Annotated in this window: 21 protein-coding genes; 18 read left to right on the forward strand and 3 right to left on the reverse strand. The window is 63.2% G+C overall.

The window, feature by feature from the left end:
* The first annotated feature begins 163 nt into the window (after nucleotides 1–163).
* The 8 genes from flhF (at nucleotide 164) to ACQ4WZ_RS01505 (ending at nucleotide 6,669) form a co-directional block, all read left to right on the forward strand.
* The gene (gene flhF / locus ACQ4WZ_RS01470; RefSeq protein WP_436572413.1) at nucleotides 164–1,492 is read left to right on the forward strand and encodes a flagellar biosynthesis GTPase FlhF; all 1,329 of its coding nucleotides are present in this window, start codon (nucleotides 164–166) and stop codon (nucleotides 1,490–1,492) included.
* Nucleotides 1,485–2,348 carry a MinD/ParA family ATP-binding protein gene (locus tag ACQ4WZ_RS01475; RefSeq protein ID WP_101484688.1) on the forward strand — a complete coding sequence of 288 codons (864 nt, stop codon included), beginning with the start codon at nucleotides 1,485–1,487 and terminating at the stop codon, nucleotides 2,346–2,348. The genes flhF and ACQ4WZ_RS01475 overlap by 8 nt, the downstream gene beginning before the upstream one ends.
* A 44-nt stretch (nucleotides 2,349–2,392) precedes the next feature.
* A complete protein-coding gene (locus tag ACQ4WZ_RS01480) occupies nucleotides 2,393–3,124 on the forward strand; it encodes an RNA polymerase sigma factor FliA (RefSeq protein WP_071075839.1) in 732 nt (243 codons plus the stop codon).
* Nucleotides 3,106–3,852 carry a flagellar motor protein gene (locus tag ACQ4WZ_RS01485; protein ID WP_101482416.1) on the forward strand — a complete coding sequence of 249 codons (747 nt, stop codon included), beginning with the start codon at nucleotides 3,106–3,108 and terminating at the stop codon, nucleotides 3,850–3,852. Before ACQ4WZ_RS01480 ends, ACQ4WZ_RS01485 begins: the two co-directional genes overlap by 19 nt.
* A gap of 5 nt (nucleotides 3,853–3,857) precedes the next feature.
* Nucleotides 3,858–4,646, forward strand: coding sequence for a flagellar motor protein MotD (gene motD, locus ACQ4WZ_RS01490; RefSeq protein WP_133993276.1), 789 nt, complete (start codon nucleotides 3,858–3,860; stop codon nucleotides 4,644–4,646).
* Between the two features lie 50 nt (nucleotides 4,647–4,696).
* Nucleotides 4,697–5,059, forward strand: a complete 363-nt coding sequence (locus tag ACQ4WZ_RS01495) for a translation initiation factor Sui1 (protein ID WP_101482415.1) — start codon at nucleotides 4,697–4,699, stop codon at nucleotides 5,057–5,059.
* A 75-nt stretch (nucleotides 5,060–5,134) separates the two neighbouring features.
* Nucleotides 5,135–5,992 carry a hypothetical protein gene (locus ACQ4WZ_RS01500; RefSeq protein WP_436572414.1) on the forward strand — a complete coding sequence of 286 codons (858 nt, stop codon included), beginning with the start codon at nucleotides 5,135–5,137 and terminating at the stop codon, nucleotides 5,990–5,992.
* 98 nt (nucleotides 5,993–6,090) lie between these two features.
* On the forward strand, nucleotides 6,091–6,669 hold the full coding sequence (locus ACQ4WZ_RS01505) for a CPBP family glutamic-type intramembrane protease (protein ID WP_436572415.1): 579 nt from the start codon (nucleotides 6,091–6,093) through the stop codon (nucleotides 6,667–6,669).
* A gap of 15 nt (nucleotides 6,670–6,684) precedes the next feature.
* Here the strand turns inward: ACQ4WZ_RS01505 and ACQ4WZ_RS01510 are convergent, their stop codons facing one another.
* The 3 genes from ACQ4WZ_RS01510 to flgA form a co-directional block, all read right to left on the reverse strand.
* The gene (locus ACQ4WZ_RS01510; RefSeq protein WP_101482412.1) at nucleotides 6,685–7,152 is read right to left on the reverse strand and encodes a flagella synthesis protein FlgN; all 468 of its coding nucleotides are present in this window, start codon (nucleotides 7,150–7,152) and stop codon (nucleotides 6,685–6,687) included.
* Nucleotides 7,153–7,160: 8 nt separating this feature from the next.
* Nucleotides 7,161–7,469, reverse strand: coding sequence for a flagellar biosynthesis anti-sigma factor FlgM (gene flgM, locus ACQ4WZ_RS01515; protein WP_101482411.1), 309 nt, complete (start codon nucleotides 7,467–7,469; stop codon nucleotides 7,161–7,163).
* 110 nt (nucleotides 7,470–7,579) lie between these two features.
* Nucleotides 7,580–8,275, reverse strand: a complete 696-nt coding sequence (gene flgA / locus ACQ4WZ_RS01520) for a flagellar basal body P-ring formation chaperone FlgA (protein ID WP_101482410.1) — start codon at nucleotides 8,273–8,275, stop codon at nucleotides 7,580–7,582.
* A 191-nt stretch (nucleotides 8,276–8,466) separates the two neighbouring features.
* Here flgA and flgB point away from each other — a divergent pair, with 191 nt between their 5' ends.
* From flgB to flgK, 10 genes are all read left to right on the forward strand, one after another.
* Nucleotides 8,467–8,913, forward strand: a complete 447-nt coding sequence (gene flgB, locus ACQ4WZ_RS01525; protein ID WP_101482409.1) for a flagellar basal body rod protein FlgB — start codon at nucleotides 8,467–8,469, stop codon at nucleotides 8,911–8,913.
* Between the two features lie 2 nt (nucleotides 8,914–8,915).
* Nucleotides 8,916–9,317: a flagellar basal body rod protein FlgC gene (gene flgC, locus ACQ4WZ_RS01530; protein WP_071075845.1), complete on the forward strand. Its 402-nt coding sequence runs from the start codon at nucleotides 8,916–8,918 to the stop codon at nucleotides 9,315–9,317.
* Nucleotides 9,318–9,332: 15 nt separating this feature from the next.
* Nucleotides 9,333–10,031 (forward strand): flagellar hook assembly protein FlgD, encoded by a 699-nt coding sequence (locus tag ACQ4WZ_RS01535; RefSeq protein WP_101482408.1) that lies wholly within the window; start codon nucleotides 9,333–9,335, stop codon nucleotides 10,029–10,031.
* A 54-nt stretch (nucleotides 10,032–10,085) separates the two neighbouring features.
* Complete coding sequence (locus ACQ4WZ_RS01540) at nucleotides 10,086–11,633, forward strand: flagellar hook protein FlgE (protein WP_101482407.1); 1,548 nt, start codon at nucleotides 10,086–10,088, stop codon at nucleotides 11,631–11,633.
* Between the two features lie 114 nt (nucleotides 11,634–11,747).
* Nucleotides 11,748–12,491 carry a flagellar basal body rod protein FlgF gene (locus ACQ4WZ_RS01545; RefSeq protein ID WP_101482406.1) on the forward strand — a complete coding sequence of 248 codons (744 nt, stop codon included), beginning with the start codon at nucleotides 11,748–11,750 and terminating at the stop codon, nucleotides 12,489–12,491.
* Between the two features lie 72 nt (nucleotides 12,492–12,563).
* Nucleotides 12,564–13,346, forward strand: coding sequence for a flagellar basal-body rod protein FlgG (gene flgG / locus ACQ4WZ_RS01550; protein ID WP_010400781.1), 783 nt, complete (start codon nucleotides 12,564–12,566; stop codon nucleotides 13,344–13,346).
* Nucleotides 13,347–13,396: 50 nt separating this feature from the next.
* Nucleotides 13,397–14,047 (forward strand): flagellar basal body L-ring protein FlgH, encoded by a 651-nt coding sequence (locus tag ACQ4WZ_RS01555; RefSeq protein ID WP_166674704.1) that lies wholly within the window; start codon nucleotides 13,397–13,399, stop codon nucleotides 14,045–14,047.
* Nucleotides 14,048–14,049: 2 nt separating this feature from the next.
* Nucleotides 14,050–15,165, forward strand: a complete 1,116-nt coding sequence (locus ACQ4WZ_RS01560; protein WP_436572416.1) for a flagellar basal body P-ring protein FlgI — start codon at nucleotides 14,050–14,052, stop codon at nucleotides 15,163–15,165.
* 10 nt (nucleotides 15,166–15,175) lie between these two features.
* Complete coding sequence (gene flgJ / locus ACQ4WZ_RS01565; protein ID WP_101482403.1) at nucleotides 15,176–16,102, forward strand: flagellar assembly peptidoglycan hydrolase FlgJ; 927 nt, start codon at nucleotides 15,176–15,178, stop codon at nucleotides 16,100–16,102.
* Between the two features lie 88 nt (nucleotides 16,103–16,190).
* Complete coding sequence (gene flgK, locus ACQ4WZ_RS01570) at nucleotides 16,191–18,158, forward strand: flagellar hook-associated protein FlgK (protein WP_101482402.1); 1,968 nt, start codon at nucleotides 16,191–16,193, stop codon at nucleotides 18,156–18,158.
* Nucleotides 18,159–18,192: the final 34 nt, after the last annotated feature.

Raw genomic sequence — 18,192 nt, forward strand, 5'->3', positions numbered from 1 at the left:
TTTCCCGTCCTGTTCCTTCGATCATTTCCTCCAAGCATCGCTAATAATGGAAACTGTCCGGGTGATCTGTGTCCATGTGGAAGACAGCACTCAAGCAACAGGAGTCCATGATGGTCACACAGTTCAGCCAATTTTGCGCCACCCCCGCCCTGGGAGGCCGGTCATGAATGTGAAGAAATTTACGGGCGCCTCGTCGCGCGATGCGCTGCGCAAGGTGCGCGAAGCGCTGGGCCCCGATGCCGTGATCTTGTCGAACCGCCAGGCCGATGGCGTGGTGGAAATCCTCGCGCTGGCCAATGACGATGCCGCTTCGCTGGCCTCGCCGCCGGCCGCGTCCGAAATGTCCCAGCCCCGTCCCCAGTTGCAGACCCAGTTCGCCACGCCGCAGCGTCCGGCCGCCCCGGCCCAGCGCCCGGCTGTGCCGCGTCCTGCCGCGCCGCGCCAGGCAGCCGGCGAGTCAGTGGACATGGCCCGCATGCAGCAGATGATGGCCAGCGCACTGGCGCACGTCAAAGAGAACGCCGCCGCCGAGATGAGCGGCATGATGAATGAAATCCGCGCCATGCGCGGCATGATGGAAACCCAGCTGGCGGAAATCTCGTGGGGCTCGACGCAGCAGCGCGAGCCGCAAAAAGCCGTGGTGCTGCGCGAAATGCTGGCAGCAGGTTTTTCGGCCAGCCTGGCGCGCTACCTGATCGACAAGCTGCCCGCCGGCCTCGATGGCGCGCAAAGCATGCGCTGGATCAAGACCGTCCTGAGCCGTAACCTGAATACGGTGGCCAATGAAGACGCCATGCTGGAGCAGGGCGGCGTGTTTGCCCTGGTAGGCCCGACCGGTGTCGGCAAGACCACCAGCACGGCCAAGCTGGCGGCCCGCTGCGTGATGCGCCACGGCCCGGAAAAGCTGGCCCTGATCACCACGGACGCCTACCGTATCGGCGCGCACGAACAGCTGCGCATCTACGGCAAGATCCTCGGCGTGATGGTGCATTCGGTGAAGGATGAAGCGGACTTGCGCATCGCCCTGAAGGAATTGAAGAACAAGCACACGGTGCTGATCGATACGGTGGGCGTGAGCCAGCGCGACCAGATGGTGACGGAGCAGGTGGCCATGTTGTCGGGCGCCGGCGCCGACGTGAAACGTTTGCTGTGCCTGAACTCCACGGCGACGCAGGAAACCTTGAACGAAGTGGTGCGCGCCTACCAGGGCAGTGGCCTGGCCGGCTGCATCATGACCAAGCTCGATGAAGCGGCCTCGATCGGCAATGTGCTCGACGTGGTGATCCGCCAGAAACTGAACCTGTTTTATGTGTCGAACGGCCAGCGCGTGCCGGAAGATCTGTACCTGGCCGACCGCGGCTACCTGATCGACCGCGCCTTCAAGCTCAAGCGCGATGCGGCGGCGACGCAGTTTTCCGATGCCGAACTGCCGCTGCTGATGGCGCAGGCAGCTGCCCGCAACAATGAAGCGCGCGGGGTGCGTCTTGGCTAATTTCGATTTCGACCAGGCTGAAGGCTTGCGCCGCATGCTGGCCGGCCCGCAGCCGCGGGTGATGACTTTTCTCTCTGCCACGCCGCAGGACGACAAGGGGGCCATGCTGGTCAACCTGGGCGCCTCGCTGGTCTACGGCGGCAATGACGTGCTGCTGCTCGACGCCAGCGGCGGCAGCGATGGCGTCGCTGCGCGCCTGGGACTGGCGCACGGCGCCAGCCTGCGCGACGTGGCGCGCCAGCAGTGCGCCTTGAACCAGGTCATCCACCAGGTGCCGCAAGGCTTCGGCGTAGCCAGCCTGGGTGCGCGCAACCACCTGATGGACAGCATGGACTATGCGGGCGAGGAAGAACTGCGCCGCCTGGGCAAGACCTTCGAGGTGATGGCGCGCCAGAGCGGCATCGTGCTGGTCGACGGCGTCATGGCCGACGAGGGCGATTGCTTTCCCGTGCCGCTGATGGCCTCGTCCGATATCGTGGTGCAAGTGTCGACCAGCGCCACTTCGATCAAGGCGGCATACTGCCTGATCAAGCGCCTGAGCCAGGAACTGGGACGCCGTCCGTTTGGCATTCTGGTCACCGGCGCTTCCGAATCCGAGGCAAAAGTGGTATACGATAATATGGCGCAGGCGGCGAGCCGTTACCTGGCCGTGAAACTGACCTCGATGGGGTCGGTGCCTGCCGATGAGTATCTGCACCGCGCGGCGCGTCTGGGCCGCAGCGTGGTCGATGCCTTTCCGCTGGCGGGAGCTTCGGTGGCGTTTCGCGGACTGGCCGAGCGGCTGGCCCGTTCGGCGGCGCCGGTGCTCGGTGGCACCTTGTACCAGACGGGGAGCCCGCACCAGTTCAGCGTCTGAATCCATCATCAGCACACGATAGCAGTTAAAACAATAAGCAGCCTATGTACACGGTCAAAGGGAAATCGAACAAGGACTATTTGCTGACGGAGCACATTCCGCTGGTGAAGCGTCTGGCGCACCATATGAAGGCGAAATTGCCGCCTTCGGTCGAGGTCGATGACCTGATCCAGGCCGGCATGATCGGCCTGCTCGACGCCATCAGCCGCTATGAAGAGACGCATGGCGCGCAGTTCGAGACATATGCCGTGCTGCGCATCCGCGGCGCCATGCTCGACGAATTGCGCACCAGCGACTGGTTGCCGCGCAGCATGCGCCAGAACATGCGCAAGATCGAAGAGGCGATGAGCATCCTGCAGCAGCGCCTGGGACACCCGCCGACGGAATCGGAAGTGGCGAAATTGCTGAAAATGTCGCTCGTCGATTACCAGGAAATGCTGGGCGACGGCGGCGGCCACCAGTTGCTGTACTACGAAGACTTTCATGACCCGGACGGCAATGACAGCTTTCTCGACCGCCATTGCGTGGACGAGGACAGCGACCCCTTGCGGTCCCTGCTCGATACCGATTTCCGGCAATCCGTGATCGATGCCATCGACGCGCTGCCGCCACGCGAGAAAATGCTCATGGGCCTGTACTACGAAGAAGAGCTGAACCTGAAGGAGATCGGCGCGGTGATGGGCGTGTCCGAATCGCGTGTCTCGCAGCTGCATACCCAGGCCGTCGCACGCCTGCGGGCAACCTTGAGGGAGCTGGCGTGGACTGGTCCAGCGTAATCGGGCTGGCGCTGGCGCTGGCGGGCCTTCTGGTCGGCCAGGCACTGGAAGGCGGCAAGATGGCCTCCCTGCTGCAGCCGGCCGCCTTTGCCATCGTCATCGTCGGCACCTTCGGCGCCGTGCTGCTGCAAACGCGGCTGCGTACTTTCGTGCGCGGCCTGGAAATGCTGCGCTGGGTGTTTTTGCCGCCGGCCGATACGCGCGCCGCGCTGGCGCGCGACATCGGGCAATGGAGCTTGACTGCGCGCCGCGATGGCACGCTGGCGCTCGAACGCCTGATGGAAAACACGGCCGACCGTTTCAACGCCAAGGGTTTGCGCATGATCGTCGACGGCATCGCCCCCGACAAGCTGCGCCAGTTGCTCGACGTGGAGATCTCTGCCTACGAAATGGCCGAGCGCCAGGCCGTCAAGGTGTGGGAGTCGGCGGCCGGCTATTCGCCCACCATCGGTATTCTGGGCGCCGTGCTGGGCTTGATCCATGTCATGGAAAACCTCACCGACCCGAGTAAATTGGGCAGCGGCATCGCCGTGGCGTTTGTATCGACCATCTACGGTGTGGGCCTGGCCAATCTGCTGTTCTTGCCGGTGGCCAATAAACTCAAGGCCATCGTCTCGCGCCGGGTGCTGCAATATGAAATCACGGCCGCCGTGCTGTACGACATCGCCACGGGCGACCACACGCGCATCATCGAAGAGCGCGTGGCCAGCCTGCTGCACGAGCACTGACCATGATGCGGCGCGCGCGCAGGAAGTATGACGAGGAACCGGACAACCAGGACCGCTGGCTGATCTCGTACGCCGACTTCATCACTTTGTTGTTCGCCTTTTTCGTCGTCATGTATGCGATTTCGCAAGTCAACGAAGGTAAGTACCGCGTCTTCCAGAATGCCATCGGCCAGGCTTTCAGCCTGGAAAAGGGCGCGCCGCCCATCATCATGGAAGCACCGCAAGCCATTGCGCTGCCGAATCCCGCCCTGAAACGCCGCACTGAAGCCCTCCGCCGCGAGCGCGAACACATGACGCGCCTGGCGCAGGATCTCACGTCCACCCTGGCGCCGCTGGTCAAGGAAGGCAAGGTCAGGGTCACGCAGACGAGCCGCGGCGTGAGCGTGGAAATCAATGCCAGTGTGCTGTTCGACCCGGGCGCCGCAGGGCTGACGGCCGAGTCGGACCAGGCCTTGCGCGCCGTGGCCGTGCTGCTCAAGGATGACACGCACGACGTGCAGGTGGAAGGGCATACGGATGTGCAGCCCATCAGCAATTCGACCTTTGCCTCGAACTGGGAATTGTCGGCCGCGCGCGCCAGCGCCGTGGTGCGCCTGTTCATCGCCAGCGGCGTGCAAGCGTCGCGCCTGACGGCCGTGGGACATGCCGATAATATCCCCGTGGCGCCGAATGCCACGCCGGAAGGGCGCGCGCGCAACCGCAGGGTCGCCGTGACGATTTTGTCGGGCATCCCCGAGACGGTGACGGAAGTGCCGACGTCGCCCGTCGCACCTGCGCCGGCGCCGGCCAACTGACCCTCGCCGCTTGGTACAATCGCTGCCTTCTTCCTTTTTAGCTATCCATCATGAAAAGCAGCTCCCTGGGCGGTCTAGTGTATTCCACCGAAACGGGCCGCATGTGCCCTGCCTGCCGCCAGCCGCTGGCGCAATGCGCGTGCAAGGCGCAGGCCAAGGCGGCGCCTGCGGGCGATGGCGTGGTGCGCGTGTCGCGCCAGACCAAGGGCCGTGGCGGCAAGAGCGTCACCGTCGTGAAAGGCTTGGCGCTGGACGCCATCGCCCTGGCGCTGCTGGGCAAGCAGTTGCGCACGCAGTGCGGCTCGGGCGGCACCGTCAAGGATGGCGTGATCGAAGTGCAGGGCGACCATGTCGAGACGGTGATGGCCGCGCTGGCCAAGCTGGGCCACCAGGCGAAAAAGGCCGGCGGCTGAGAGTGTGGAGGCGTGCGGCCCGCCGCAGCGCGCCTGTGGTAACGTGCGTTTCCCATCCACGCGCGCCACCTCATCATGATTAGCAAGCTGACCGGCATCGCCACTGCCGCTGCCATCGCGGCAGTACTGGCGCTCGTGTACTGGCCCGCGCCCGACGGCGGCGCGCCGCAATCTGTGGCCATCGCTGCTGCCAGCGCACCACCGGGGCGCAGCCTGGCATCGTATTTGAGTATCGATGCCAGCCCCGTCGCCGATGCCGCGCCCGTTGTCGTGTCCCTGACACAGCGGCTCGAACGCCTGGCTGCCAGCGGCAGGGCGGAAGACGCGTATGCGGCCTTCAACCTGATCGACGACTGCATTGTTTTCCAGCGCGAAAGCCGCTTGCCGGGGCTGGAATTCGAGCTGGGACGCGAGATGACGGCGGAAGAAAAAGCCGCCCAGCAGCAGCTGTGCGGGGGCCTGACGCAACGCCAGCGCGAGGACCGCCTGGCCTACCTGGCGACCGCCGCCAAGGCGGGTGTGCCGGGCGCTGCCACCCTGTTCCTGTCGGAAGGGCCGTTCGGCGACCGCAGCGCGCTGCGCAACCGTCCTGACGATCCGCTGGTGCAGGCATGGAAGCGGCAAGCCATTGCCCAGCTGACGGCGCAGGCGGATGACGCTGAACTGAGCAGCGTGGCTACCCTGATGATGGCCTACCTGCGCGATGGCGAGGTGGTGCAGAAGGATGCCCCGCAAGCGTATGGCTACCTGCTGGCCCTGCGCATGGTGTACGACGACATCCTGGCGCCCGGCACCACCAATCCGTATCAGGATGAATACTGGCACTGGCTGCAAAACGAGCTGACGCCGGCGCAGCAGGCCGCCGCGGCAGCGAAGGGACAAGCCATCGCGGCGAAATTTCGCCAGCATACGGGGCGTGCCGCGCATGGCTGAGGTGTGGAGAGCATGCATGTTTTGCAATAATTAGCCTTGTTTGACGCCATGCCGCCGCGCTATGATGGCCGCACGCCTGGCTGAGGGGCGGATGCGCCATGAGGAGACATCCACGGATGCTGAAGGCGAGGAATTTTCCGCTGCCGCAGTTGGCTGCCAGCCTGGCCGCCTTGCGGGTGCGCATGGCAGCGCACCCCATGCGGGGCGCTTTGATGTTGGGGGTGACCGTGGGCGCCATCAACTTTCTCATCTTCGTACCGTTGGCGCTGGCTGCCGTGGCCCTGTTTACCTCGCAGCAACTGGGTGGTACCGCTGCGGCATCCCTGAAAGACGCCAGCACGGCGACGATACTCTGGATAGCCGTCGTTTGGGCGCCGTTGTTCGAGACGCTCATCGGGCAGTGGCTGCCGCTGGAGATATTACGCCGTTACAAAGTGCGCACTGCGGTCAGCCTGCTGGCCAGCGCGGCACTTTTTTCCCTGCTCCATGTCGTGAACGGCGCCGGGATCTTGCACGCGGCCATCACTTTTATTGGCGGATGCACGTTCGCAGCCAGCTACCTGACGGCGCGCAGCATGGGCCCGGCGCCCGCGTATGTGGCGGCCGCCGCGGCGCATGCTTGCAGCAATGGTTTATTGCTGTGCTTGTCGCTGCTGTTTCCGGGTTTGGCGTCGTGAGCGTCGCGTGAAAACTTAGCCGATGACGACGCGCCGGCTGGCTGTGTTCGTCATTGCTTGGCCGCTGGGGCCGTAGAAGTTGCCGCTCTGGGCCGTGGGGCGCATGGCGTTCAGGGCGCCTTGCGTGTGCAACATGTGTTTGTTGACCAGCAGGCTATTCAACCGGTTCTGTTCCTTGGCTTCGCGCGTGGTCTCGAGCAGGGCTTTCCATAGGGGCGCCGCCTCGGCTTCGCTGGCACCGACCAGCCAGTCTTCCATGCCCGCTTCGGCGGCCGTGAAACCGGCCGCCGCCAGCGCCTGGTGGCGTTGCGCCGCCAGCTGGCTCAATTGTCCGACGAGTGCCGTCTTGCGCGCGGTGAGCTCCGTGATTGCATCGATGTCAGCCGCAACCAGATGCCGCTGTTCTTCTTTCATCAATGCCAGCAATGTGGTCATGAGCTGTTGCTCGTCGCGCAGGCTGGAAAACGGAGTCACTGATTGCATGAGGGAACCTATCTATTTCGTGAGTGCAGCAAGTCCTTGACTGTGTCGAGGAGACCGTCTGCCACTTTTTCAGAGTTGACCTGGAACTGCCCGTCGGCGATCGCCAGCTTGATGCGTTCGACTTTTTTCGTGTCGAACACGGCGCCGCTGCCGGCAGTTGCACTGGCCGCTAATGCCTGTCCTTGCGGCGACAGGCGTACATTGTCCGACGTCGTCGGTGTTGCCTGGGCTTTCTCGGCATTCCGGGCGCCGGAGGTGCTCGGGGGCGCCACCGGCAGGCCGGGATTGCTTTTAATGGTGTTATCGGTAATTTTCACAGCGTGATCCTCGTCTGGTCGAAGTCAAAAAACTCCGGGATATGACTTCTTATCGGCATCTTATCCAGGAACTTTAGTGCACCAGACTACAATATCGCTATCTATCCGTGTTAAAAGGCGACCTCCACCATGCCACCCGCGCGCGCCACGCCGCTGATCTGCTGGCCGCTCTGCGTGCGTACCTGTACCGTCTGCCCATCGCCGGCGCTGCCGATGGCGCGTCCTTCTGATGCTACCTGGAAACCATTGCCACTGGAAACGACGCGCACCAGCTGGCCCTGCATCACCACCGGCTTGCGGCGCAGGGTGTCGAGGCGCATTGGCGTGCCTGGCGGCAAGGAAATATTCGTGCTGGCGCCCACCACCTGGGCCATGTCGGTGGCGATGCCTGCCGGCAATGCGGCCAGGTCGCCCTGCATCGTCACCAGCTGGCTGGCATCAATGGCTTGCCCTTGCGCCAGCGGCACGGCGCTGGCCACGTAGTCGCCCACGACGGCCACGTTGGCTTGCAAATAGATGGTCCAGTTGCTTGGTGCCGTGCAGCGCACGCCCACCGTGGTCTTGCCCCAGGCGCGGGCGCCCGGCGCCATGAATGCTTGCGGTGCGGGGCAGGCCGCCAGGTTCAGGCGCGGATCGACGGCGCCGACGCTGATCGTTACTTTTCCCGGCAAGCCATTGCTTTGCACTTGCAGAAACTGTTCCACGCTGTTGCGCAGCGCTTCCGGCGTTTGCCGGCCGGCGTTTTGCGCCTGGGCCAGCATTGGCAGGGTGGCTAGAGCGAGAAGGAGTGCAAGCGGTGTTTTCATGGTGATAGGCCTCTGGAATACTGCCATGATAGTGCGCGTCGCCCCGTTCGAAGCCCCGATTAAGGGGTAAAAGTACAGTCTGATCCGGCGATGGCCTTACCGGTGGCCGCCGTACTATGTTTCCTGTCATCACTATACCGCCATCCTTTCGCCATCTCAGGCGCCAGTGGCAGATCTTTCCGGAGCCTGACATGATAGGGAAACTCGACGATTACATGCGCTTCAACGAGACGGCGCTGAGCCTGCGCTCGACGCGCCAGGAATTGCTCGCCTCGAATATCGCCAATGCCGATACGCCCAACTACAAGGCACGCGATGTCGATTTCGCCAGCGCGCTGAAGGGCGCGATGGCGCGCAAGGATGGCGTGCAGCCGGCCCTGAAGGGCACGGCGCCGCAGCATATGCCGGGCAAGGGTGTGGCTGCAGTTGCCGGCGCAGGCGGCAAGGTCGAGTCCCTGGCCGACGGCACGCCGCTGCTGTACCGCGCGCCGGCCCAGGGCGCCGTCGATGGCAACACGGTGGATATGGATCTCGAACGCAACGCCTTTGCCGACAACGCCATCCGCTATGAGGCGGCCGTGACCTTCCTCAACTCGCAGATCAAGGGCATGCTGACGGCCATTCAGGGAGGACAATAATCATGTCGCTGTTTAATATTTTCAATGTGTCCGGTTCGGCCATGAGCGCTCAGGCGCAGCGCTTGAACACGGTGGCCAGCAACCTGGCCAATGCCGATAGCGCCACCAGCGCCACGGGTGAAGCCTACCGCGCCAAGCAGGTGGTGTTCGAAGCCGTGCCCATGGCCAACGGCGCCACGGCCGTCAAGGTGCAGAAGGTGATCGAAGATCCGTCGCCGATGAAGCTGGTCTACGATCCGAAGAATCCGCTGGCCGACGAAAAGGGCTACGTCACCATGCCGAACGTGAATACGGTCGACGAGATGGTCAACATGCTGTCCGCCTCGCGCTCCTACCAGACCAACGTGGAAACCATGAATGCGGCCAAGTCGCTGCTCCTGAAAACCCTTACGCTCGGCCAATAAGGCTGACTGACTATTATGGCAACCATCGATACCAGCACCAGCCCCGTCACCGACCTGATGGCGACGATGAATCCGAAGAAGACGACGGCCGCGAAGGGCAGCGTCGAGGAGGAAACGAACAAATTCCTGACCCTGCTGGTGACCCAGCTGCAAAACCAGGACCCGATGAACCCGCTGGACAATGCGCAGCTGACCAGCCAGCTGGCCCAGCTGTCCACGGTGACGGGCGTCAACAAGCTCAATACCACTTTGGAAACGCTGAAAACCAGCTACCAGCAGGCTGAATCCATGCAGGCGGCCAATATTATCGGCCACGGCGTGCTGACAGCAGGCAAGAACATCACCCTGAGCAAGAGTGCGGCCCTGCTGGGCGTGGACCTGGCGACGCCGGCCGACAGCGTCAAGGTCATCATCTACGACAGCTTGGGCAAGCAAGTCCATTCCATCGACCTGGGCCCGCAGGACGCGGGTACTTTGCCGCTGGGCTGGAACGGTTCCACCGCCGACCTCGACAAGGATGGCAAGCCCATCGTGCTGGCCGACGGCGCGTACACCTTCTCGGTGGAAGCCACGCGCGGCGGTGCCAAGCTCACGGATGCAGCGGCGCTGATGTTCGGTTCGGTCGCCAGCGTGTCGACGGGGGCGGGTGGCGTGAAGTTGAATGTACCGGGCGTGGGCAGCATTACCATGGCCGATGTGAAACAGATTTTGTAAGCCGCTCATTTGTAGCGTAGACCCTCTACCCCTAATTTCTACCAGGAGAACACAATGTCTTTCCAACAAGGCCTGAGCGGCTTGAATGGCGCCGCCAAATCGCTGGACGTCATCGGCAACAATATCGCCAACTCGGCCACCGTGGGTTTCAAGCAGTCGCAGGCGCAGTTTGCCGACATCTATGCCAATTCGCTGTATGGCGTGGGCGGCAACCAGCCCGGCATCGGCGTGGCCGTGTCGCAAGTGGCGCAGCTGTTCAACCAGGGTAACCTGGAGAGTTCGTCCAATCCGCTCGATATCGCCATCAATGGCGGCGGTTTCTTCCGCACCAGCGTGAACGGCGCCATCCAGTATTCGCGCAATGGCCAGTTCCAGGTTGACAAGAGCGGCTTTATCATCAACGCCCAGAAAGCCCAGCTGACGGGCTATCCGGCCGATGCGAACGGCAAGATCCTGGCCGGCGCCACCGTGCCGCTGCAGATCGACCCGTCCGACATGGCGCCGCAGGCGACTACCAAGGTCGATACCCAGGTCAACCTCGATTCCAACTCGGCCATGCCGACCGTGGTGCCGTTCAGCGTGGGCGAGCAAAAGTCGTGGACCAAGCAATTCCCCGTGCCGGTCTTCGATTCGCTGGGCAATTCGCACACCATGTCCAATTTCTACGTCAAGACGGGCACCAATACCTGGGATGTCTACTCGGCCACTGACGGCAAGGAAATTACCAGCGCGAAAGTGGCGGCGGCGGCGCAGACCGATGCCGCCTCGGTCGCCGCGCGCGCCGCTTACCAGTCCGCTGTCACGGCCGTGCCGCTGGTGCCAGCCAATATCACGGCAGCCGCCGTGGCCTATGGCAATGCGGCCGGCGCCGCCGTGCGCACTGCCGCCGCCGCGGCCGGCGCCAGCCCCGCCCAACTGGCCGCCATCAGCGCCACCTATGGCAGCGCCGTGCCCAATGGCGTCAATTCCAGCCTGACGCCAGACCAGATCGACAAGAATATCGCCTCGGTGACGGAAGTGCCCGCCGTGAAGTCGGCTTCGCTGGTGTTCAACAGCGTCGGCAGCCTGGACAAGGCAGCCATGCTGGCGCTGACGCCGCCGCAAACCTTGCCGGTGACGGTCAACCTGCCCGTCTTCCCCGCCACGGGCGCGAACGCGAACCTGGCGATCAAGGTCGACTTCACCAATTCCACCCAGCTCAGTTCGTCGACCAGCGAAAAGCGGACCGTGGCCGATGGCTATGCGGCCGGCCAGCTGAGCCGTTTCGTGGTGGGCACCGATGGCGTGATCCAGGGCCAGTATAACAATGGCAAGACACGGGACCTGGGCCAGGTGGTATTGACCAAATTTGCCAATCCGAATGGCCTCGAGCCGCTGGGCAACAATGCCTGGGCGGAAAGCTCGACCTCGGGCAGCCCCATGACGGGCGAGCCGAGCTCGGGCGGCTTGGGCGACTTGCGCGCCTCGGCCGTGGAAGTGTCGAACGTGGACCTGACGGCCGAACTGGTCAACATGATCACGGCGCAGCGCGCTTACCAGGCGAATGCGCAGACCATCAAGACGCAGGATTCGGTCTTGCAGACCCTGGTCAACCTGCGTTAATAATCAGGGAGTCAGTCACTTCGTGACCGGAATGTGCCGCATTGCGGCGCATTCCCCCGCCGGGTCTGACCCCAGCTTTCTGCCTTGGGTTGAAGGCAACAGGAGAAATAAAAAATGGACCGTCTCATCTACACCGCCGGCTCGGGCGCCAAGCACATCCTGGACAAGCAGGCGACCACGGCGAATAACCTGGCGAACGCCACCAGCACGGGTTTCCGTGCCCAGCTCGACTCGTTTCGCGCCGTGCCCGTGGTGGCTGACGGCATGATGCCGACGCGCGCCTTTGTCGTCGATTCGACGGTCGGTTCCGATTTCACCCAAGGCCCCATGCAGCACACGGGCCGCGCGCTCGACGTGGCCGTGGAAAATGCGGGCTGGATCGCGGTGCAGTCGGCCGACGGGTCAGAAGCCTATACGCGCAACGGCGCCTTGAAACTCAATGAAAACGGCATGTTGCAGACCCAATCGGGCTTGATGGTGCAGGGAGATACGGGACCGCTGGCCATTCCGCCGGGCGTCACGGTGGCCATCGCCAGCGATGGCACGGTGGGCACGATTTCCACGGATGTGCCGCCGGGTCCGTCCACGGTGCTGGGACGCATCAAGTTGGTCAACCCGCCCGAGCAGCAACTGGTGCGCGGCGACGACGGCCTGTTCCGCCTGAAGGATGGCACGGTGGCGCAAGCCGACCAGGCCGTCAAACTGACCACAGGCGCGCTGGAGGGTAGCAATGTCAGCCCCGTCGACTCGATGGTCAGCATGATCGCCCTGGCGCGCCAGTTCGAAACACAAATGAGCTTGTTGAAGAATGCCGAGAATAACGCGGCGAAAGCCACCCAGATCCTCGCTTTGAATTGATAGAGCCGGTCGCATAATGGTCACATAGAAATAGTCTACAGGGCTGGCAAGCGCTGTTATTGGAGAAAAAACATGATTCGTTCCCTTTGGATAGCCAAGACCGGCCTGGAAGCGCAGCAGACGCAGATGGACGTGATCGCCAATAACCTGGCCAACGTCAGCACCACCGGCTTCAAGAAGTCGCGCGCCGTGTTTGAAGACTTGCTGTATCAAAATGTGCGCCAGCCGGGCGCGCAATCGTCGCAGCAAACCCAGCTGCCGTCGGGCTTGCAGATCGGCACGGGCGTGCGCACGGTAGCTACCGAACGCATCCATACGCAGGGCAATCCCCAGGCGTCGGGCAATTCGCGCGACGTGATGGTCAACGGCACCGGTTTCTTCCAGGTGCTGCTGCCCGATGGCGCCACCGCCTACACGCGCGACGGCTCCTTTCAGACGGATGCCAACGGCCAGTTGGTGACCTCCGAAGGCTTCGTCATCCAGCCTGCCATCACCGTGCCGACCAATGCGCTGAGCCTGACCGTCGCGCGCGACGGCACCGTCTCCGTCACCTTGCCCAATACCGTGGCGCCATCGCAGATCGGCTCCCTGCAGCTGACCACCTTCGTCAATCCGGCCGGCCTGGAATCGAAGGGCGAAAACCTGTACATGGAAACGGGCGCCTCCGGCGTGGCGCAGACGAACACCCCGGGCACGAATGGCGCCGGCGTGCTGATGCAGGGCTATATTGAGAGCTCGAACGTCAACGTGGCCGAGGAAATGGTCAACATGATCCAGACGCAGCGCGCCTACGAGATCAACAGCAAGGCCATCACCACATCCGATCAAATGCTGCAGAAATTGTCGCAACTTTAATGTTCATAGTCGTCATGCCATCCGCAGCCGGATGGCAGCGGAGGTTCGTCATGCAATACCCCATCATCGCCCTGTTGTCCGCAGTCCTGCTGTCCGGCTGCGCCATCACGCCCACCTCGATCGTGCAATATCCGACCACCACGCGCGCGCCGATGCCCGAACCCGTGGTCGTCAGCAACGGTTCCATTTACCAGCCGTCGACCTACCGTCCCGCCTTCGAAGACCGCCGCGCGCGCCACGTGGGCGACACCATGACGATTGCCATCACCGAGCGCACGAATGCCGTCAAGGCGGGCGCCAGTTCCGGCAACAAGTCCGGCAGCGTGGGTTTCAGCACGCCCGGCATCGCCCAGGGCCGTTTCGGCGGCACCGTCTCGGCGACTGGCGCAACGAAATTTGCCGATGGCGACAACCAGTCCGCCAGCAACACCTTCAGCGGCACAATAGGCGTGACGGTGATCGAGGTATTGCCAAACGGTAACTTGATCGTCGCCGGCGAAAAACAAATCGCCATGAACAAGGGCACGGAATTCATCCGCTTCTCGGGCATGGTCAATCCGGACACCATCGGCACGGGCAACGTCGTGCCCTCGACCCAGGTAGCTGACGCGCGCGTCGAGTACCGCACGAACAGCCAGATCGACCGCGCCGAAATGGCCTCGATGGCCTCGCGCTTCTTCCTCAGCCTGTTGCCGTTCTGATCATGGCCACTTTTACCTTCCCCCGCTGTTTGGCCATTGCCGGCCTGGCTTGCGCCCTGCTGGCGCCGATGGCGCAAGCCGAGCGCATCAAGGACTTGGCCAGCATCGCCGGCGTGCGCCAGAATCAGCTGATGGGCTATGGCCTCGTCGTCGGCCTCGATGGCAGCGGCGACCAGACCACGCAAACACCATTTACCATCCAGAGCGTGGCGGCGATGCTGCAGCAGCAGGGCATTAACTTGCCGCAAGGCACCAGCTTGCAGCTGAAAAACGTGGCCGCCGTGATGGTGACGACGGCCTTGCCCGCGTTTGCCCAGCCCGGCCAGCTGCTCGACGTGACGGTGTCGTCGATGGGCAATGCAAAAAGCTTGCGCGGCGGCACTTTATTAATGACGCCATTGAAGGGCGCCGACGGCCAGGTGTACGGCATGGCGCAGGGCAACGTGCTGGTGGGCGGCGTGGGCGCGCAGGCGGCCGGCAGCTCCATCGTCATCAATCACTTGAGCGTGGGACGCATCTCGGGCGGCGCCACCGTCGAGCGCACCGTGCCCTCGGTGCTGGGCGCCAACAACACGATACGCCTGGAATTGAATGCTACCGATTTCGCCACTGCCAGCCGGGTGGTCGACGCCATCAACAGCCGCTACGGCGCCGGTACGGCAGCCGCGCTGGACGGGCGCGTGATCCAGGTGCAGTCGCCGGGCGGCAGCGACCAGCGTGTGACCTTCCTGGGCCAGCTGGAAAGCATCGAAGTCAATCCGGCCCGCCTGGCGGCCAAGGTCATCATGAATGCGCGCACCGGTTCCGTCGTGATGAACCAGTCCGTGACCCTGGAAACATGTGCCATTTCGCACGGCAACCTGTCCGTCACCATCAATGTCGAGCCGCAGGTGAGCCAGCCGGCGCCCTTGTCGGGCGGGCGCACGGTGGTCACGCAGACGGCACAGATCGATATCAAGAAAGAACCGGGCAAGGTCATGCTGGTCAAGGGCGGCGCTTCGCTGTCCGACGTGGTGAAAGCCTTGAATGCCATCGGCGCCTCGCCGCAAGACTTGCTGGCCATTCTGCAGGCGATGAAGGCGGCCGGTTCGCTGCGCGCCGAACTTGAAATCATTTGATGGGCACGCCATGATCAGCCAAACCGACCTCAGCAATACCGCCGCCTACGACGTCAAGGGCATGGATGGCTTGCGCCAATCCGCCAAGGCGAAAGACCCCGCCGCCCTGAAAGAGGCGGCCACGCAATTTGAAGCCATGTTCATCAACATGATGATGAAAAGCATGCGCGACGCCACGCCGCAGGACGGCATCATGGATAGCCAGCAAAGCAAGATGTACACCTCGATGCTGGACCAGCAGACGAGCCAGAATCTGGCCAAGCGAGGCACGGGCCTGGCGGACGTGCTGATCCGCCAACTGTCGTCGTCGAACCAGGCGCTGGCTGCCGACGGCGCGGAAGCGCCGTCACCCCGCTCGTCGAGCATGGCGCAGGCGCTGGCCGCCTTCCGCCAGCAGCAGGGCGCCCTCACCGAGGGTGCAAGCAATGCCACCGGCACCGGCAAGACCCTCAGCGACAAGGCCAACGCCACGCAAGCACCGCATGTGCGCGCCTTCCAGGAAAAACTGGGCGTGCATGCGGAGGAAGCCAGCCGTGCCACCGGCATCCCGGCCAAGTTCATGCTGGGCCAGGCGGCGCTGGAAACGGGCTGGGGCAAGCGCGAAATCATCAGCCGCGATGGCAGCAGCAGCCATAACCTGTTCGGCATCAAAGCCTCGGCCGACTGGAAGGGCAAGGTCACGGAAGCCGTCACGACCGAATATGTGAATGGCAAGGCGCAGCGCAAGGTGGAGAAGTTCCGCGCCTATGACAGCTATGCGGACAGCTTCAAGGATTATGCGCAGTTGATTACCGGCAACAAGCGCTACGAGAAAGTGCTGGCCAGCGCGGGCGATGCCAGCACGTTCGCCCAGGGCTTGCAAAAGGCCGGCTACGCGACGGACCCGAATTACGCTGCCAAATTGACAAAAATTATCAAGAATTCGCTGGTCGGTTAAGGCGCGTCCCCACCCATGTGCAGGCCGCGCGCTTCAAGTTTTCGCTGCGGCTGCCGTAAATACATTTGACGGTAACCAATAAGACACCATGACTTCGAATCTACTCAGCATCGGTAAGAGCGGTTTGCTTGCAGCGCAGGTGGGCCTGTCGACGACCGGGCATAACATCACCAATGCGAATGTACCCGGGTACAATCGCCAGACGGTGCTGCAGCAGACTTCGCAGTCGAATTATGCCGGCTATGGCTTCGTCGGCACGGGCACGGAGGTGTCGCAGATCAAGCGCCAGTACGACAGCTTCATGGCCACCCAGGTCAATGCCGCACAAAGCGCCACCAGCGCCCTCGATAGCTATTACACGCAGATCAGCCAGATCGACAATTTGCTGGCCGATCCCACGGCGGGCCTGTCGCCCGCCATGCAGGATTTCTTCAAGGGCGTACAGGATTTCAGCGCCAATCCGTCCTCGGTCGCCTCGCGCCAGGCGCTGCTGTCGAGCGCCGGTTCGCTCGCTTCCCGTTTCCAGGGCTTGAGCGCGCGCCTGACGGAGATCGGCGATGGCGTCAATTCGCAGATCACGTCGAACGTGACCGTGATTAATACCTACGCCAAGCAGCTCGCCGAGCTGAACAAATCGATTTCCCAGTTGTCGGTCGATGCCAGCAACCAGCCCAACGATCTGCTGGACCAGCGCGACCAGCTGATCACGGAATTGAACAAATATGTCAAGGCGACGGTGCAGCCCGCTGCCAACAATACCGTCACCATTTCCATCGGCGCGGGCCAGCCGCTGGTGGTGGCGGACCGCAGCTTCGAACTGGCGGCCACGCCTTCGCGGACAGACCCGAACCGCATCGAGGTGGGCTATGTCACTGGCAGTACCGTCACCGTATTGCCGGACAGCTCCCTGACCGGCGGCTCGCTGGGCGGCTTGCTGGATTTCCGCAGCGGCACCCTGGACAATGTCCAGAACTCCCTGGGCAAGGTGGCCATCGCGCTGGCCAGCACCTTCAATGACCAGCACAAGCTGGGCCAGGACTTGAATGGCGCCATGGGCGGCGACTTCTTCAAGATACCCGACCCCGTGATCGGCGCCGACCGCGGCAACAACGCCAGCAGCACCACCGTGCTGTCGGCCAAGGTCAGCGACCCCACCAAGCTGACGGCCAGCGATTACAGCCTGAAGTACGACGGCAGCAACTATGTGGTGACGCGCGAATCCGACGGTGCGCACACCATCATCAATCCTTATCCGCAAACGGGGCCGCAAACCATCGACGGCGTCGATTTTTCGATCTCGGGCACGGCCGCCCAAGGTGACAACTACGTCATCAGGCCGACGGCGAATGGCGCGGCCGGCCTGAACGTGCTGATCACCGACCGCAACAAGATCGCCGCCGCCGCGCCCATCGCCACCTCGGCGCCGGTAGCCAATACGGGCTCGGGCAAGCTCAGCGCCGGCTCCGTCGACAAGGCATACCTGACCCCGGGCAATGCCCTGACGGGGCCGTTGACCTTGACATATGACAAGGCGACCACCTCGCTGACGGGTTTCCCGCCGGGCCAGGCGGTGACGGTCAAGGGCTTGAATGGCGCCACCACGACCTATCCGGCCGGCACGGCGAACATCCCGTATACGGAAGGCGACAACTTCAGCTTTGGCGGCATCAATGTCAGCATGACGGGTACGCCCGCACAGGGCGATAAATTCACCATTGCGCCGAACTCGGGCGGCGTGGGCGACAACCGCAACGCGGCGCTGCTGGCGGGCTTGCAGACGAAGAACATCCTCGATGGCGGCAATGCCACGTTCCAGGGTTCGTATGCGCAAACCGTCAGCTTCGTGGGCAACAAGACACGTGAAGTACAGGTCAGCGGCCTGGCCAGCCTGGCCTTGCTGCAGCAGGTCAGCACCCAGCAGCAGGCCGTTTCCGGCGTCAACCTCGATGAAGAGGCGGCCAACCTGCTGCGTTACCAGCAGTCTTACCAGGCGTGCGGCAAGGTCATGCAGATCGCCAGCACCCTGTTCGACGTGGTGATCGGCCTGGGACGTTAATCAATTTTTGCCGCGACCTAGCGCGCGGCGGCTT

Origin of the sequence: Janthinobacterium darwini (assembly GCF_051380905.1) — a bacterium.
Taxonomy (GTDB): Bacteria; Pseudomonadota; Gammaproteobacteria; order Burkholderiales; family Burkholderiaceae_D; genus Janthinobacterium.

Excerpts from the sequence above, each read along its gene's own strand:
- flhF (WP_436572413.1), top strand. The coding sequence starts at position 164 with ATGAATGTGAAGAAATTTACGGGCGCCTCGTCGCGCGATGCGCTGCGC.
- ACQ4WZ_RS01480 (WP_071075839.1), top strand. The coding sequence starts at position 2,393 with ATGTACACGGTCAAAGGGAAATCGAACAAGGACTATTTGCTGACGGAG.
- motD (WP_133993276.1), top strand. The coding sequence starts at position 3,858 with ATGCGGCGCGCGCGCAGGAAGTATGACGAGGAACCGGACAACCAGGAC.
- ACQ4WZ_RS01495 (WP_101482415.1), top strand. The coding sequence starts at position 4,697 with ATGAAAAGCAGCTCCCTGGGCGGTCTAGTGTATTCCACCGAAACGGGC.
- ACQ4WZ_RS01500 (WP_436572414.1), top strand. The coding sequence starts at position 5,135 with ATGATTAGCAAGCTGACCGGCATCGCCACTGCCGCTGCCATCGCGGCA.
- ACQ4WZ_RS01505 (WP_436572415.1), top strand. The coding sequence starts at position 6,091 with ATGAGGAGACATCCACGGATGCTGAAGGCGAGGAATTTTCCGCTGCCG.
- ACQ4WZ_RS01510 (WP_101482412.1), bottom strand. The coding sequence starts at position 7,152 with ATGCAATCAGTGACTCCGTTTTCCAGCCTGCGCGACGAGCAACAGCTC.
- flgA (WP_101482410.1), bottom strand. The coding sequence starts at position 8,275 with ATGAAAACACCGCTTGCACTCCTTCTCGCTCTAGCCACCCTGCCAATG.
- flgB (WP_101482409.1), top strand. The coding sequence starts at position 8,467 with ATGATAGGGAAACTCGACGATTACATGCGCTTCAACGAGACGGCGCTG.
- flgC (WP_071075845.1), top strand. The coding sequence starts at position 8,916 with ATGTCGCTGTTTAATATTTTCAATGTGTCCGGTTCGGCCATGAGCGCT.
- ACQ4WZ_RS01535 (WP_101482408.1), top strand. The coding sequence starts at position 9,333 with ATGGCAACCATCGATACCAGCACCAGCCCCGTCACCGACCTGATGGCG.
- ACQ4WZ_RS01540 (WP_101482407.1), top strand. The coding sequence starts at position 10,086 with ATGTCTTTCCAACAAGGCCTGAGCGGCTTGAATGGCGCCGCCAAATCG.
- ACQ4WZ_RS01545 (WP_101482406.1), top strand. The coding sequence starts at position 11,748 with ATGGACCGTCTCATCTACACCGCCGGCTCGGGCGCCAAGCACATCCTG.
- flgG (WP_010400781.1), top strand. The coding sequence starts at position 12,564 with ATGATTCGTTCCCTTTGGATAGCCAAGACCGGCCTGGAAGCGCAGCAG.
- ACQ4WZ_RS01555 (WP_166674704.1), top strand. The coding sequence starts at position 13,397 with ATGCAATACCCCATCATCGCCCTGTTGTCCGCAGTCCTGCTGTCCGGC.
- ACQ4WZ_RS01560 (WP_436572416.1), top strand. The coding sequence starts at position 14,050 with ATGGCCACTTTTACCTTCCCCCGCTGTTTGGCCATTGCCGGCCTGGCT.
- flgJ (WP_101482403.1), top strand. The coding sequence starts at position 15,176 with ATGATCAGCCAAACCGACCTCAGCAATACCGCCGCCTACGACGTCAAG.
- flgK (WP_101482402.1), top strand. The coding sequence starts at position 16,191 with ATGACTTCGAATCTACTCAGCATCGGTAAGAGCGGTTTGCTTGCAGCG.